Genomic DNA, 13968 nt, shown 5'->3' on the forward strand with positions numbered 1-13968 from the left:
CGCCGGTCACCGGCAACCGCGACGGTCGCCGCCCCCACTCTAGGACCGCCGGGCCCCCCACGAAAGCCCCCGCCCTTCCCCGCGGTCCTGCGGCTCTCCGTCCCCGGTACGCACACCGTGCCGGGCCGGACCGCGGGATCGCGGGGAGGGGCGGGAGGGTCAGCGGATCAGGGCAGGGTCCACTTCTGGTTGGCGCCGGTGTGGCAGGTCCACAGGTGCACGGCCTGCCCGTCGGCCGGGTTGTTGCCCGAGACGTCCAGGCACTTGCCCGACTGCGGGTTCTTCAGCGTCCCGTCCGCCTGGGCCGACCAGTTCTGCGCGCCCGTACCGTTGCACGTCCACAACTGGATCTTCGTCCCGTCCGCCGAGGCGCCGCCCGAGACGTCCAGGCACTTGCCCAGCGCCTTCACCGTCGAGTTCGGCGTCACCGTCCACGTCTGCGCGGCGGAGCCGTTGCAGGTCTGGATCTGGATCTGGGTGCCGTCGGCCGTGGCGCCGTTGCGCACGTCCAGGCACTTGCCGCCCAGGCCCCGGATCGGCCCGACGCCGCCGCTGCCGCCGGACCTGACCAGGGTGAAGTCGTCCACGTCGAAGAGCCCCGTGCCCGAGCCGGTGAAGGTCAGGTAGAGGTCCCGGGTGCCGGACGGCACCCCGGACAGGGCGGTCGTGACGTCGGCGAAGGTTGTCCAACTGCCCGTGTTCGGCACGGCGACCGAGCCGAGCACGGTGCCGGTCGTGGACCCGGTACGCACCTGGAGGGTGCCGCCCGGACCGCCGGAGACGACCCGCGCCCGCAGCGACGTCACCCCGGTCAGGTCGAGCCCGGCGTACGCGGCCCAGTCGCCCGGGTCGATGTGGCCGAGGGTCTGGCCGCCGTTGGCGCCGGCCTTGGCGAACGGGGCGACCCCGCCGGCCGAGCTGAACGCCTCCGCCTGGACGGTGGTGTTCCCGCCCGGCGGGTTGACGCCGAGTTCCTTGATCCGGATGTTGCGGAACGACGCGTCGTCGCCGGTGCCGTGGTTCTGGAGCCCGATGTGGCCGGCGAGCGAGCGGACCGGGTCGGTGTTGGTGAAGTCGTTGATCTTCACCCCGTTGAGGAAGACCTGGAGGCGTTCGCCCTCGACGAGCAGCTCGTAGGTGTTCCACTCCCCCGGCGGGTTGAGCGCCGCGTCCCGGGCGGCGATGTCGGCGGACTTGAAGGTGTAGACCGCGCCGGTGGTGCGGTCGGCCGCGTCGGTGGCGTCGATCTGGATCTCGTAGCCGTTGTTCACCGCCGACCAGGGGTCGCTGGAGGCCGGGAAGCCGATGAAGACGCCGGAGTTGTCGTCGCCGGCGAGGCGCCAGTCCAGCTTCAGCGAGTAGTTGGTGAACTGCTTCGCGCTGTACCAGTACAGCCCCATCCCGCCGACCGAGGTGAGGGTGGCGTCGGCGTTGCTGAAGCTGCCCGGCCCGGCCTGCGACCAGCCGGTGGTGGAGCCGTTGTAGAGCGGCGTGTACCCGCTCTCGGGCCGGCAGTCGGCCTTGGCCCGGCCGGCCGCGTACCGGATGCCGCCGAGCAGGTGGGCGCGGAAGGCCGGCTCGGCGTACGACGCCTGGGTGTGCCCGCCGCCGGTGTAGAAGGACCGGCCCCCGCTGTAGGTCTTGCACCAGGAGTGCGGGTGGTCGGCGCCCATCGAGCCGCCCGAGTAGGAGGACTCGTCGAGGGTGGCCAGCACCCGGGCCGTGGAGCGGGCGTTGGTCTGGTAGTTGTACCACTCGTCGGTGCGGGTCCAGGTCTGCGGCAGGTGCGCGGTCGCCGCGTGCGCCCGGTTCTCCGCCTTGACGTTCGCCTGTTGGATGTGCGGGTGCGAGGCGAAGTACGCCCCGACCAGGTTGCCGTAGAAGGACCAGCCGTACTCCGTGTCGGCGGCGGCGTGCACGCCGACGTACCCACCGCCGGCGCCGATGTACGACTCGAAGGCGCTCTGCTGGGTGGCGTCGAGCACGTCGCCCGTGGTGTTGAGGAAGACCACCGCCTCGAAGCGGGACAGGTTGGCGGTCGTGAACTGGGCGGCGTCCTCGGTGGCGGTGACGGTGAAGTTGTTGGCCGCGCCGAGGTCGCGGATCGCCTGCGTGCCGACCGCGATGGAGTCGTGCCGGAAGCCGGCCGTCTTGGAGAAGACCAGCACGTCGTACGGGGCGTCGGCGGCGCTGGCGGGGGTGGCCGGGGTGGTGCAGGCGAGGACGGCGAGGACGGCGGTGGCCGCGCCGAGGATGGGTCGGAGGAGTCTGCGCATGTCGCTCTCCAATTGCCGGGGCTGTCGAGGGCCCGCCGAAGCGGGGAGGGGCACGGCGGCCCCTCCCCGCCTCAGGTCAGGGCAGGGTCCACTTCTGGTTGGCGCCGGTGTGGCAGGTCCACAGGTGCACGGCCTGCCCGTCGGCCGGGTTGTTGCCGGAGACGTCCAGGCACTTGCCGGTCTGCGGGTTCTTCAGCGTCCCGTCCGCCTGGGCCGACCAGTTCTGCGCGCCGGTGCCGTTGCAGCCGTACAGCTGGATCTTCGTGCCGTCGGCGGACCCGCCGCCGGAGATGTCCAGGCACTTGCCCAGCGCCTTCACCGTCGAGTTCGGCGTCACCGTCCACGTCTGCGCGGCGGTGCCGTTGCAGCCGTAGATCTGGATCTGGGTGCCGTCGGCCGTGGCCGCGTTGCGGACGTCCAGGCACTTGCCGCCGAGCCCGACGACCGGGCCGGTGCGGACCCCCGCCGCGCCGGTGGTGAAGGCGAACGTGTCCACGTCGTAGAGCGCGCCGGTGCCCGCGCCGGCGAACGTGAGGTAGAGGGTCCCGGTGCTGGCCGGCGCACCGGAGATGCTGCCGCTGACGGTGGTGAACGTGTCCCAGGCGCCGGTGACCGGGACGGTGGCGGAGCCGAGCACGGTGCCGGTGGGCGAGCCGACCCGCACCTGGAGGGTGCCGCCGGCGCCGGCCGAGGAGACCCGGGCGCTGAACGAGGTCGCGTTGTCGATCCGGTACGGCTCGAACGCGATCCAGTCGCCGTTGTGGATGTCGCCGACGGTCCTGCCGCCCTCGGCGGTGGCCTTGTCGAAGGTCCCGACGCCGGAGGAGGTCTTGAAGTGCTCCGCCTGGCGCTTGCGCGGCTGGAGGGTGTGCTGCTTGTGCGTGGTCAGCCCGCCGGCGTCGGTGTACTCGGCGTCGAAGACGGCGAAGATGTTCGCCGCGTCGTCGTGCTCACCGTCCACGGGGATGGTGATCGAGCCCGAGCAGCCGTTCTTCGAGGTGATCTGGTGGCCGTGGTTGTCGTGGCCCAGCACGTACGTCATCTTGACCTTGGAGCAGTCGATGGCGGCGTCCTCGGGGTCGGTCACGGTGATGCTGAACGGCACGGTGTCGCCGTAGCTGAACAGCTTGCCGTTGGCCGGGCTGTTGATGGTGACCGTGGGGGCGGTGTTGCCGACGCCGATCTGCACGTTCGCCGTGCCGGTGGCGCCCTGGGGGTCGCGTACGGTCAGCGTGACCTGGTAGGTGCCGTTGGCGGTGTACGTCTTGCTGGGGTTGGCCGCCGTCGAGCTGGTGCCGTCGCCGAACGCCCAGGAGTACGTGAGCGCCCCGCCCTCCGGGTCGCTGGACCCGGCCGAGGAGAAGTTCACGGTCAGCGGGGCCGCGCCGGAGGTCTTGTCGGCCGCGGCGACGGCGGTCGGCGCCCGGTTGCCGCCGGCGATGTAGTCGTAGCGGTAGAGCGCCGAGTTGGCGTCGCCGTTGAAGTACCCGGTGCCGTAGTCGAGGACGTAGAGCGCGCCCTCGGGCCCGAACGCCATGTCCATGACCTGCTTGCCGTTCCACGGGAACGTGTCGATGCCACCCGGGGAGCCGTCGGCGTTGAGGTGGATCGGCTTCACCCAGCCCCGGCCGAGTTCGCCGGCGAAGAACTGCCCGTCGAAGGACTGCGGGAACTTGGTGGTGGAGTTGAGCGCGGCGTCGTAGCGGTAGACCGGGCCGCCCATCGGCGACTCGGAGCCACCGCCGAACTCCGGCGGGGTGCCGGCGTCGCCGGCGTACCGGATCCAGGCCGGCTTCGCGCCGGGCAGGGTGGGCAGGCCCGTGTTGCGGAACGAGTTGTTGGTCGGCCCGCCGGAGCAGTTGTACTTCGCCCCGGCGGTCCCGGCGGCGAAGTCCCACTCGGCGTACGTCTCGGTGGCCGTGTTGGTGCCCGTGCAGTACGGCCAGCCGTAGTTGCCGGGCCCGGTGATCCGGTTGAACTCCACCTGGCCGCTGGGGCCCCGGGCGCTGGTGGTGCCGGCGTCCGGGCCGTAGTCGCCGACGTAGACGATGCCGGTGGCCCGGTCGACGCTCATCCGGAACGGGTTGCGGAAGCCCATCGCGTAGATCTCGGGTCGGGTCCGCGCGTCCGAGTCGACGAACATGTTGCCGGCCGGGATCGAGTACGTGCCGTTGGCGTTCACCTTGATCCGCAGGATCTTGCCGCGCAGGTCGTTGGTGTTGGCCGCGCTGCGCTGCGCGTCGTACGCGGGGTTGCGGTTGGTGCGCTCGTCGATGGGCGCGTACCCGGCCGAGTCGAACGGGTTGGTGTCGTCGCCGGTGGAGAGGTAGAGGTTGCCGGCGGCGTCGAAGTCGATGTCGCCGCCGACGTGGCAGCACATGCCCCGGTCGGCGGGCACGTCGAGGATGTCGACCTTGCTGCCGGTGTTCATCGTGAAGTCGGCGTTGAGGGTGAACCGGGAGAGCCGGTTGACGCCCTGCCAGGCCGAGAAGTCGCTGCCGGTCGCGGGCGCGTCCCCGGCGGGGGTGGCCAGCGGCGGGGCGTAGTAGAGGTAGATGTGCCGGTTGGTGGCGAAGTTGGGGTCGGCCCCGATGCCCTGCAACCCCTCCTCGTCGTGGGTGTAGACGGGCACCGTGCCGATCACGGAGGTGGTGCCGGCGGAGTCCGTACGCCGGACCGTGCCGTTGCGGGCGGTGTGCAGGACCGACCGGTCCGGCAGCACCGCGATCGTCATGGGCTCGCCGACCTCGGCGACGCCCTTGGCGAGCGTGACCTGCTGGAAGTCGGTGCCGACGACGGGGTGGGCCTCGGCCGGGGTGGGGCCGCCCAGCGTGGCCGGGCCGGCGCCGAGGGCGACCGTGCCCGCGGTGGCGGCCAGCAGCAGCGCCGAGGCGGCGCTGAGCCGTCGGCGGAGCCGGTGGATGGGGGCGTCCTGGGTGGACATGGGTGTGCCGTCCCTTCCTGACGAGTGACTGCCAGGGCGGGCGCGCGCCGTCGCGCCGGATGCCGTAGCGGGGGATGCGCTCGGCCCGCCGGGTGCCGTGCCCGGCCGGCCGTGACCTGCGAGGGATGGGGGCGGACCCCATCGATCGGAGGTCACCAGTCGATGGGTTCCCGCGCCGCCGGTTCACCTCGACGAAACACATTCGTGATGGCCCGACATTAAGCGGCGCGCATCGATGTGTCCATACCTTCCGCCGATTCGGCACTAACTTTCGTCGATCTCACGGAAAGTCGTCGGCGCGCGGCGACTCAGCAGGGCCGGTCGACGGCCTGGGCGGCGAGCCCGGCCAGGGCGGCGCGGGCCTCGGCGGTCACCGGGGCGGACGCCAGCGCCGCGAGCGCGGCCTCGGCGCGTACCCGGATCATCCCCTCGATCCGCTCACGGGCCCCGGTGGCTTCGATGATCTTCCGCAGCTCGGCGGCGCCGTCGCCGTCCAGCTCCGGGTTGCCGAACAGCTCCCGCAGCCGCGCGGCCTGCGCCCGGTCCGCGGCACCACGGGCCAGCGCCATCATCACCGTCGGCTTGCCCTCCCGCAGGTCGTCCAGGACCGACTTGCCGGTGACCGTCGGGTCGCCGAAGACCCCCAGTACGTCGTCGCGCAGCTGGAACGCGTCGCCCAACGGGTCGCCGAACCCGGCCAGCGCGGCGACCCGCTCCGGCCCGGCCCCGGCCAGCGTCGCGCCGATCTGCAACGGCCTGGTGACCGTGTAGCGGGCCGCCTTCATCCGGACCACGGTCAGCGCGCTCGCCACCGACCCGTCGCCCACCCCCGAGACCAGGTCCAGGTACTCCCCCGCGATCACCTCGGTACGCATCAGCGCGAAGACCGCGTACCCCCGGTGCACCCGGCCCACGTCCAGGCCGCACTCGTGGAACATCTGGTCGGACCAGGCGGCGCAGAGGTCGCCGCAGAGCAGCGCGGTGTTGCGCCCGTACGCCTCGGGGTCGCCGCGCCAGGACGAGCGGGCGTGCAGGTCGGCGAAGAGCCGGTGCACCGACGGCCCGCCCCGGCGGCGGTCGCTGCCGTCGAGGATGTCGTCGTGGATCAGCGCGAACGCGTGGAACAGCTCCAGCGCGGCGGCGGCCGCCACGATCGGGGCGCCGTCGACGCCGTGCGCGCCCCGCCAGCCCCAGTAGCAGAAGAGCGGGCGCAGCCGCTTGCCGCCGGCCAGCACGAACCGGTGCAGCGCGGTGAAGACGCCCCGGGGCGCGCCGTCCGGCCAGTCCCGGCCCTGCCGGTCGAGGAACGCGGCGAGCGCGGCGTCGAAGCGCGCCCGCAGCCCGCTCGTGTCGGTCGCGGCGTCGGCGGTCACGGCCCCTCCCCGGGCCGCCGACCCGCCACCGGGGTGGCCGGCGGGGGCGCGACACGGCGCGGCGGCGGGACCGCGCCGGGGGCCGGCGGGGACGCCAGCCCCGCCAGCTCCAGCAGCAGCGCCTTGACCTCGGTCGCGGCGACCCGGTCCCGGGCGGCGGACGCATCGGAGCAGAGCAGCACCGGCCCGTCGGCCGGGTCGGCGGGCAGCCGCCCGTGCGACCCCCGCACGGCGCGGGCGCCGGCGTCCAGCCCCACCACGCTCATCAGGTAGCGCATCCCGAGCTTCCTGCGGGCCAGCGCCACGGCGGCCCGCCGCTTCGCCGCCAACGGTGCGGCCGGGTCGAAGAAGAGTTCGGCGGGGTCGTAACCCGGCTTGCGATGAATCTCCACCAGCCGGGCGAAGTCGGGCGCGCGGGCGTCGTCGAGCCAGTAGTAGTAGGTGAACCAGGCGTCCGGCTCGGCGACGAGGACCAGTTCCCCGGCGCGCGGGTGGTCCAGCCCGTACGCGGCCCGGCCGCCGGCGTCGAGCACCTCGCCCACCCCCGGCAGCGCGGCGCAGAGCGACGCCACCGCCGGCACGTCGGCCGGGTCGCGGACGTAGACGTGCGCCACCTGGTGGTCGGCCACCGCGAAGGCCCGCGAGGTCCACGGGTCGAGGTACTCCATGCCGGCCTGGGTGTGCACCCGCAGCAGCCCCTCGGCGCGCAGCGCCCGGTTGACGTCGACCGGGCGGGACACGTCGGTGATGCCGTACTCGGAGAGCACCACCACGGTGGCGTCGCGGGCGCGGGCGGCGTCCAGCAGCGGCCCGAGCACGCCGTCCAGCTCGGCCGCCGCGGCGGCGGCCCGGGGCGACGAGGGGCCGAAGCGTTGCAGGTCGTAGTCGAGGTGCGGGACGTAGACCAGGGTCAGGTCCGGCGCGTGGTCGGCGAGGATCAGCTCGGCGGCCCGGCAGATCCACGCCGACGACGCCAGCCCGGCGCCCGGCCCCCAGTAGCTGAACAGCGGGAAGGTGCCCAGCCGGTCGGTGAGGGCGTCGTGCAGCTCCGGCGGGTCGGTGTAGCAGTCCGGCTCCTTGCGCCCGTCGGCGCGGTAGACGGGGCGGGGGGTGACCGTCCAGTCCACGTCGGCGCCCATCGCGTACCACCAGCAGACGTTGGCGACCGTGAAGCCCGGCTCGACCCGGCGGGCCGCCTGCCACAGCTTCTCGCCGCCGACCAGGGCGTGGTGCTGCCGCCAGAGCAGCACCTCGCCGAGGTCGCGGAAGTACCACCCGTTGCCGACGACGCCGTGCCCGGCCGGGAGCGCCCCGGTGAGGAACGTCGACTGCACCGGGCAGGTCAGCGCGGGCAGCACCGTGCCCAGTTCGGCGCGGAAGCCGGCGTCGGCGACCGCGCGCAACCGGGGCATGTGCGCCAGCAGCCGAGGGGTCAGCCCCACCACGTCCAGCACCACCAGCCGCCGGCTCATGTCGTCACCTCGCTCCGCTCGGCGCCGCCATGAGCCACCCCAGCCCAGTGTCGATGACTCGCTCGCTGACGCTCGCTCATCGCCGTACCTCCGCCGTCGCCGGGACCGCGCGGCCCGCCGGCGCGAGACCGAGGGCGACCAGCTCCGCGCGGGCGAAGGCCAGCTCCGCGGCGATGCCGACGGCCAGCTCCGCGGCGGTGCGCGGGCGCCGCGCGGCCGGCAGCACCCCCCAGGTGTACGTCTCGACGTCGAGGTGGTCGCAGCCCGGCGCGGGCCCGGCGTAGAGCGCGGCCAGCGCGGCGCGCAGCACCGGCAGGGTGGAGCCGAGCGGCGGCTCGGGCGGAGCGTGCAGCGGCACGTGGTAGTGCACCCGCCACGGCCCGGGCAGCCGCGCGGCCAGGGCGGCGTCCAGGTCGTCGGCGGCGTGGGCCGGGTGGGCCGGGTCCGCCGCGCCCGCGCAGCCGGCGGCGCGGGTCTGGTGCAGGAAGCGCGGCTCCACCCAGCGGTGCAGCTCCGCCGTCGCCCCGGCGGGCGCCTCGATGGCGGCCGACACCTGCACCTTCACCACCGGCAGGCCAGCCGTACGCAGCCGGCGCAGCGCGTCGGCGGGCTCCTCCCACGCGCAGGCGAGGTGGGCGAGGTCCAGGCAGACGCCGAGCCGCTCGGTGTCGAGCCCGGACAGGGCCGCGACGGCCTGGCCGGTGCTCTCCACCACGCAGCCGGGCTCCGGCTCGAAGCCCACCCGCACCGGCCGGCCGGTCTCCCGCTCGACGGCCGCCAGACCGGCCGCCAGCTCGTCGAGCCGTCGACGGGCGGCGTCCGCGCGGGCGGCGTCCCAGGGTTGCCGCCAGGCCAGCGGCAGGGTGGAGACCGAGCCCCGGGCCGCGTCGTCGGGCAGCAGGTCGGCGAGCACCCGGGCCAGGTCCAGGGTGTACGCGAGCCGCGCGGGGGTGGTCCAGTCCGGGTGGTAGACGTCGCCCTTGACGACGGGTGCCTGGAAGGCCGCGTACGGGAAGCCGTTGAGGGTGACCACCTCCAGCCCCCGGACGGTCAGCTCGGCGCGCAGCCGGCGACGGGCGGCCGGGTCGGCGGCCAACTCGGCGGCGACCGGGGCGGCCAGCCACAGCCCGAGGCCGAGCAGGTCGGCGCCGAGCGCCTCGCGTACGGGCACGGCGTGGGTGTCCAACTGGCGCAGGATGCCGGCGAGGTCCTCGGCGGGGTGCACGTTGGTGCAGTAGCCGAGGTGGACGGTGCCGCCGCCGGGGTGCCGCAGCCGCATCAGCTGCCGCCGCGCAGGATCGAGTTGCCGGCCCACGTGCCCGTGCCCGTGCCGGCGTCGACGGCGGCGTCCAGGTCCGTCAGGTCGAGCCGCCCCGACTGGCCGTAGAACTCGACCGGGTTGCGCCACAGCACCCGGTCCACGTCGTCGTCGGTGAAACCGGCCAGCAGCATCGCCTCCCCGGTGGCCCGGGTCAGCAGCGGGTCGGAGCGCCCCCAGTCGGCCGCCGAGTTGACCAGCATCCGCTCCGTCCCGTACGCCCGCAGCAGCTCCACCATGCGCGGCGGCGACATCTTGGTGTCGGGATAGATGGAGAAGCCCAGCCAGCAGCCGGTGTCGCGGACCAGGCCCACCGTCACCTCGTTGAGGTGGTCGAGCACCACCCGGCCCGGCTCGATCCCCGATTCGGCCACCACCGCGAGGCTGCGCTCGACGCCACGCGCCTTGTCCCGGTGCGGGGTGTGCACCAGGGCCGGCAGGTCGTGCGCCACGGCCAGGGCGAGCTGGGCGGCGAACGCCTCGTCCTCCTGCGGGGTCATCGAGTCGTAGCCGATCTCGCCGACCGCCACCACGGCGTCCTTCTCCAGGTAGCGCGGCAGCAGGTCGAGCACCGGGCGACAGCGCGGGTCGTTGGCCTCCTTCGGGTTCAGCGCAACGGTGGCGTGGTGGCGCACCCCGAACTGCCCGGCCCGGAACGGCTCCCAGCCGATCAGCGAGTCGAAGTAGTCGGCGAAGGAGGCGGGGCTGGTGCGGGGCTGCCCGAGCCAGAACGCCGGCTCCACCACCGCCCGTACGCCGGCGGCGGCCATCCGCTCGTAGTCGTCGGTCGTCCGCGAGGTCATGTGGACGTGCGGGTCGAAGATGCGCATCACGCCTCCTGGTTCGCGCGCAGCCGGGTGAGCAGGTCGGTCGCGTCCGCCGGCAGGCCGCGCCCGGCGGCCCGCCGCTCGGCGTCCAGCGCCCCGAGCATCGCCGCGAGTTCGCCGTCCGCGCGGGCGTCGAGGTCGTGCACCACCGCCAGCGGCACGCCGGTGAAGACGCACTTGAGCACCGCCTGCCGCCAGGCGGCCGGGTCGAGGTGCCGGGCGTACGGGCCGAGGGCGGCGGTCAGCAGCCGGGTGTCGTTGGTGCGGATCGCGTCGTGCAGCAGCGGCACGCCCGCCGCGCCGACCGGCAGCAGCGGCAGGGCCTTCAGCACCGCCCGCTTCTCGGCGGCGTCGCCGTGCAGGTAGCGGGTCCGCGCGTACGCGGCGTGCTCGTCGGGCAGCGCGGCCAGCAGCAGGGCCCGGGCCGCCTCGTCGGCGCTCCAGCCGGGCGCGTCGGGCAGCGGCGTCCGGCCGCAGCGTCGCCCGGCGGCCGGGAAGAACCGGTCGATCGCCGCCGGTTCGGCCGCCACCCGTCGCAGCGCCGCGTCGAGCCAGTCGGGATCGGGTACGCCCCGCAGCGCGGCCCGCAGTGCATCCGGTGTCATACCGTCTCCTCTCTCGTGCCTCCGCCGTGGACCGGTCACCGCCGCCGTCGCGCCGCCTCCCTCACGGCCGCATCCGGTTGCGGTCGCGCCGCTTCCCTCGCGGCGGCGCGCAGGAAGTCGAGCGAGCGGGCCGCGACGGCGGGGGCGGCGTGCGAGTGCCGGGGCAGTTCCACGGCGACCAGGCCCCGGTAGCCGACGTCGCCGAGGGCACGCAGCACCGGCGGGAAGTCGATCTCGCCGGCGCCGAACTCCAGGTGCTCGTGCACGCCCCGGCGCATGTCGTCGATCTGCACGTTGACCAGGTGCGCGCCCACCTCGCGTACGCACTCGGGGACCGGTAGCGGCTCCAGGCAGCGGCAGTGCCCGATGTCGAGGGTGATGCCGAAGCGGGCCGGGTCGCCGAGCGCGCCGCGCAGCCGGCGCCAGCCGGCGATGTCCTCGACCAGCATGCCCGGCTCCGGCTCGAAGCCGAGGGTCGTACCGGCCGCCTCGGCGGCGTCCACCACCGTCGCGCAGCCGGCGACCAGCCGGTCCCAGGCGGTCGCCGGCTCGACGTTCTCCGGCCGGACGCCGGCCCAGAGGGAGACGGCCTCCGCGCCCAGGTCGGCGCCGATCCGTACGGCCCGGCGCAGGAACTCGATCCGCCGCGCCGGGTCGTCGTGCAGCAGCGTCGGGGCGTGCTTGTGCCACGGGTCGAGCAGGTAGCGGGCGCCGGTCTCGACGACCACGGCGAGGTCGAGCGCCGAGAGCCGACGGGCGACGGCCGACACCCGCCGGGCCAGCGCGGGCGCGAACGGGTCGAGGTGGTCGTGGTCCAGGGTGAGCGCCACGCCCCGGTAGCCCAGGTCGGCGACGACGGCGAGCGCGTCGGCCAGCCGGTGGTTCGCGAACCCGTTGGTCCCGTAGCCGAAGCGGAGCCCGCCGGCCGCGCCGGCCGGCGCCGGGCTGCGGGGAGTCGGCGCGGAACGGGTCGGGGCGGTCACGTCGGCGAGACCTTCCGGGCGAGCCGGCCGCCCAGCGGCGCGGCCACCGCCACCGCCGCCCCGAGCAGCCCCGCCCCGGCGCGGGCGGTCAGCGCGCCCTGCAACGCGGGCAGTCCGGTGATCCCGGCGCCCACCGCCGCCCGTACCCGGCCGGCGGTGGGGTCGGCCGCCACCGCAACTTGGGCCGCGCCGTAGCGGGCCGCGTACCAGCCGGCCAGCAGGGCGGACAGCGCGGCGGCCGGGCCCCGCTGGAGGGCGCGGCCGGGCGGTTCGGTGCCTGCGCCGGGACGGCGGTCCCGCACCGGCGGGACGGCGCGCGGCACGGCGGCGCTCGCGGCGACCAGGGCGGTGCCGGCGAGGGTACGCAGCGGCAGCGCGGCGTCGGCGCCGGTTACCTCGCGGCGGGAGAGCGCGGTGACGGTGACGGTGTGCGCGGCCACGGTGAGCGCCGCCGGCACCGCCCGCAGCACCCGTCCGCCGGTGGCACCCAGCAGCACGTCCAGCCCCCGGCAGGCGGCCATCACGGCCGGGCCGGCGGGGGTCGACTTCGCCGCCAGGTCGTACCCCCAGACGGTGGCGGCGAGCGGGACGGCGACCGCCGCGGCGCGCCTGCCCCCGGCGGCGGTGGCGAGCGCGACCCCGGCGGCGGTGAGCCCGGCGGCGAGGCCGAGCGCGGCTGCGGGGGCCACCCGGCCGCTGGGGATGGGCCGCTCGGGGCGTTCGACGGCGTCGAGTCGGCGGTCGGCCCAGTCGTTGGCCGCCATCCCCGCCCAGTAGAGCAGGACGGACGCGGCGGCCAGCGCGGGCGTACGCCGGCCGAGCGTGCCGGCGGCCGCCGCGCCGGCGACGACGTCCCCGGGTACCGACAGCGCGGCCGGTGCCCGGACGAGTTCGGCGAGGTCAGCGAGGCGTGGCATCGGTGTCCCCCGCGTGCAGCCGGCGGGCGAAGTCGCACAGCCGGGTCCACTGCTCGGCCAGCGAGTGCGTGGGCGCGCCGAGCGGGTCCTTGAAGAAGAAGGCGAGGTCCACCAGCGGGCCGGCGTGGCCGGCGGCGTGCGCGGCGGCGGTGAGCCGGGCCAGATCGAGCACGAGGGGCGCGGCCAGCGCGGAGTCGCAGCCGTGCCAGGTGAACTCCATCCGCATCCCGGTGCCGAGGAAGCCGGCGAAGGTGACCAGGTCCCACGCGGTCTTGAAGTCGCCCAGCGCCTCGACGTACTCGATCCGGGTGCCGCCCTGAGGCAGGTGGCCGAGGGTCTCGCCGAGCACCCGCTGCTTGCTCTCCACCTTGGCCGCGTTGGCCGCCGGGTCGGCGAGGGTGGCGCCGTCGCCGCCGCCGAGCAGGTTGACCCCGGACCAGGAGCGCACCGCGAGGTGCCGCATCGCGAACATCGGCGCGAGCACGGACTTGACCAGGGTCTCCCCCGTCTTGCCGTCGTGCCCGGCGTACGGGAGGCCGCACTCGGCGGCGAGCGCCGTCAGGGCCGGCAGCCGCAGCCCGGTGGACGGGGTGAAGTCGACGTACGGGCAGCCGGCGCGCACCGCCGCGTACGCGTAGAGGGAGCTGGGTGGCAGCACCTCGTCGCCACCGGCGAGCGCGGCGGCCAGCGCGTCCGGGTCGGCGTGGCCCGGGTGCGGCAGGGCGGCCGGTTCGGTGGCCGAGACGTTGACCACCACGACCCGGTCGAGCCGGTGCCGGCGGCGGAAGTCGGTCAGGTCGCGTACGGTCGCGGCGGCCCGGTCCGCCTGGGTACCGCCTGCGGGGGCCGGGCGCAGCGCGCGTTCGACGGCGGCCAGCTCGTCGGGCAGGGCGGCGACCAGCCGGCCGGGCAGCACGCCGGCGGCGGCCAGGGCCTCGGCCCGCTTCGCCAGCGGGGTGGTGACGACGTCGTGCCCGCCGAAGACCAGGTCGGTGAAGGCCGGCAGGGCGGGCCCACGCAGGTCGGGCAGCTCGGTGACGCAGCCGGTCGGGCCGGTGAGCCCGGACCGCAGGGCGAGCGCCCCCACGATGCTGGTGGTCGCGACCGAGCCGCGCGCTCCCACCAGCCAGACACCCGTACGCATGGTGCTCCTTCCCGATCAGGAGGAACCAGCCGTGCATTGAGTTACATAGATATCAGAAGTTTGTTCAGAAAGATACGCATCTATGCGGATGGGCCCCGTCCGCCGGCCG

The 13968-nt window shown here is 74.9% G+C and carries 10 protein-coding genes; all 10 read right to left on the bottom strand.

The genetic code is table 11. The annotated features are described in order from the left end of the window. Positions 1 to 167: 167 nt before the first annotated feature. The 10 genes from AC5L34_RS22635 to AC5L34_RS22680 all read right to left on the bottom strand — a co-directional run bounded on the left by AC5L34_RS22635 (position 168) and on the right by AC5L34_RS22680 (position 13859). The gene (locus AC5L34_RS22635) at positions 168 to 2276 is read right to left on the bottom strand and encodes a ThuA domain-containing protein (RefSeq protein WP_441175104.1); all 2109 of its coding nucleotides are present in this window, start codon (positions 2274 to 2276) and stop codon (positions 168 to 170) included. Positions 2277 to 2352: 76 nt separating this feature from the next. Beyond that, on the bottom strand, positions 2353 to 5220 hold the full coding sequence (locus AC5L34_RS22640; protein ID WP_441175105.1) for a PQQ-dependent sugar dehydrogenase: 2868 nt from the start codon (positions 5218 to 5220) through the stop codon (positions 2353 to 2355). Between the two features lie 308 nt (positions 5221 to 5528). Beyond that, the gene (locus AC5L34_RS22645; protein WP_441175106.1) at positions 5529 to 6593 is read right to left on the bottom strand and encodes a polyprenyl synthetase family protein; all 1065 of its coding nucleotides are present in this window, start codon (positions 6591 to 6593) and stop codon (positions 5529 to 5531) included. Then, a complete protein-coding gene (locus AC5L34_RS22650; protein WP_441175107.1) occupies positions 6590 to 8065 on the bottom strand; it encodes an alkaline phosphatase family protein in 1476 nt (491 codons plus the stop codon). The genes AC5L34_RS22645 and AC5L34_RS22650 overlap by 4 nt, the downstream gene beginning before the upstream one ends. A 76-nt stretch (positions 8066 to 8141) precedes the next feature. Beyond that, positions 8142 to 9344 carry a metabolite traffic protein EboE gene (gene eboE / locus AC5L34_RS22655; protein ID WP_441175108.1) on the bottom strand — a complete coding sequence of 401 codons (1203 nt, stop codon included), beginning with the start codon at positions 9342 to 9344 and terminating at the stop codon, positions 8142 to 8144. Further along, on the bottom strand, positions 9344 to 10213 hold the full coding sequence (locus tag AC5L34_RS22660; RefSeq protein ID WP_441175109.1) for a TatD family hydrolase: 870 nt from the start codon (positions 10211 to 10213) through the stop codon (positions 9344 to 9346). The genes eboE and AC5L34_RS22660 overlap by 1 nt, the downstream gene beginning before the upstream one ends. Beyond that, positions 10213 to 10815 (bottom strand): EboA domain-containing protein, encoded by a 603-nt coding sequence (locus tag AC5L34_RS22665; protein ID WP_441175110.1) that lies wholly within the window; start codon positions 10813 to 10815, stop codon positions 10213 to 10215. The genes AC5L34_RS22660 and AC5L34_RS22665 overlap by 1 nt, the downstream gene beginning before the upstream one ends. A gap of 35 nt (positions 10816 to 10850) precedes the next feature. Next, on the bottom strand, positions 10851 to 11798 hold the full coding sequence (locus AC5L34_RS22670) for a sugar phosphate isomerase/epimerase family protein (RefSeq protein WP_441175111.1): 948 nt from the start codon (positions 11796 to 11798) through the stop codon (positions 10851 to 10853). Then, on the bottom strand, positions 11795 to 12715 hold the full coding sequence (locus AC5L34_RS22675; protein ID WP_441175112.1) for an SCO3242 family prenyltransferase: 921 nt from the start codon (positions 12713 to 12715) through the stop codon (positions 11795 to 11797). Before AC5L34_RS22675 ends, AC5L34_RS22670 begins: the two co-directional genes overlap by 4 nt. After that, on the bottom strand, positions 12699 to 13859 hold the full coding sequence (locus AC5L34_RS22680; protein WP_441175113.1) for an inositol-3-phosphate synthase: 1161 nt from the start codon (positions 13857 to 13859) through the stop codon (positions 12699 to 12701). The genes AC5L34_RS22675 and AC5L34_RS22680 overlap by 17 nt, the downstream gene beginning before the upstream one ends. Between the last annotated feature and the right edge of the window lie 109 nt (positions 13860 to 13968).

The organism is Micromonospora sp. ZG13 (genome assembly GCF_059359355.1).

Bases quoted from the DNA above. Each gene is read 5' to 3' on its own strand.
- AC5L34_RS22635 (WP_441175104.1), bottom strand. From the start codon at position 2,276: ATGCGCAGACTCCTCCGACCCATCCTCGGCGCGGCCACCGCCGTCCTC.
- AC5L34_RS22640 (WP_441175105.1), bottom strand. From the start codon at position 5,220: ATGTCCACCCAGGACGCCCCCATCCACCGGCTCCGCCGACGGCTCAGC.
- AC5L34_RS22650 (WP_441175107.1), bottom strand. From the start codon at position 8,065: ATGAGCCGGCGGCTGGTGGTGCTGGACGTGGTGGGGCTGACCCCTCGG.
- eboE (WP_441175108.1), bottom strand. From the start codon at position 9,344: ATGCGGCTGCGGCACCCCGGCGGCGGCACCGTCCACCTCGGCTACTGC.
- AC5L34_RS22660 (WP_441175109.1), bottom strand. From the start codon at position 10,213: ATGCGCATCTTCGACCCGCACGTCCACATGACCTCGCGGACGACCGAC.
- AC5L34_RS22665 (WP_441175110.1), bottom strand. From the start codon at position 10,815: ATGACACCGGATGCACTGCGGGCCGCGCTGCGGGGCGTACCCGATCCC.
- AC5L34_RS22675 (WP_441175112.1), bottom strand. From the start codon at position 12,715: ATGCCACGCCTCGCTGACCTCGCCGAACTCGTCCGGGCACCGGCCGCG.
- AC5L34_RS22680 (WP_441175113.1), bottom strand. From the start codon at position 13,859: ATGCGTACGGGTGTCTGGCTGGTGGGAGCGCGCGGCTCGGTCGCGACC.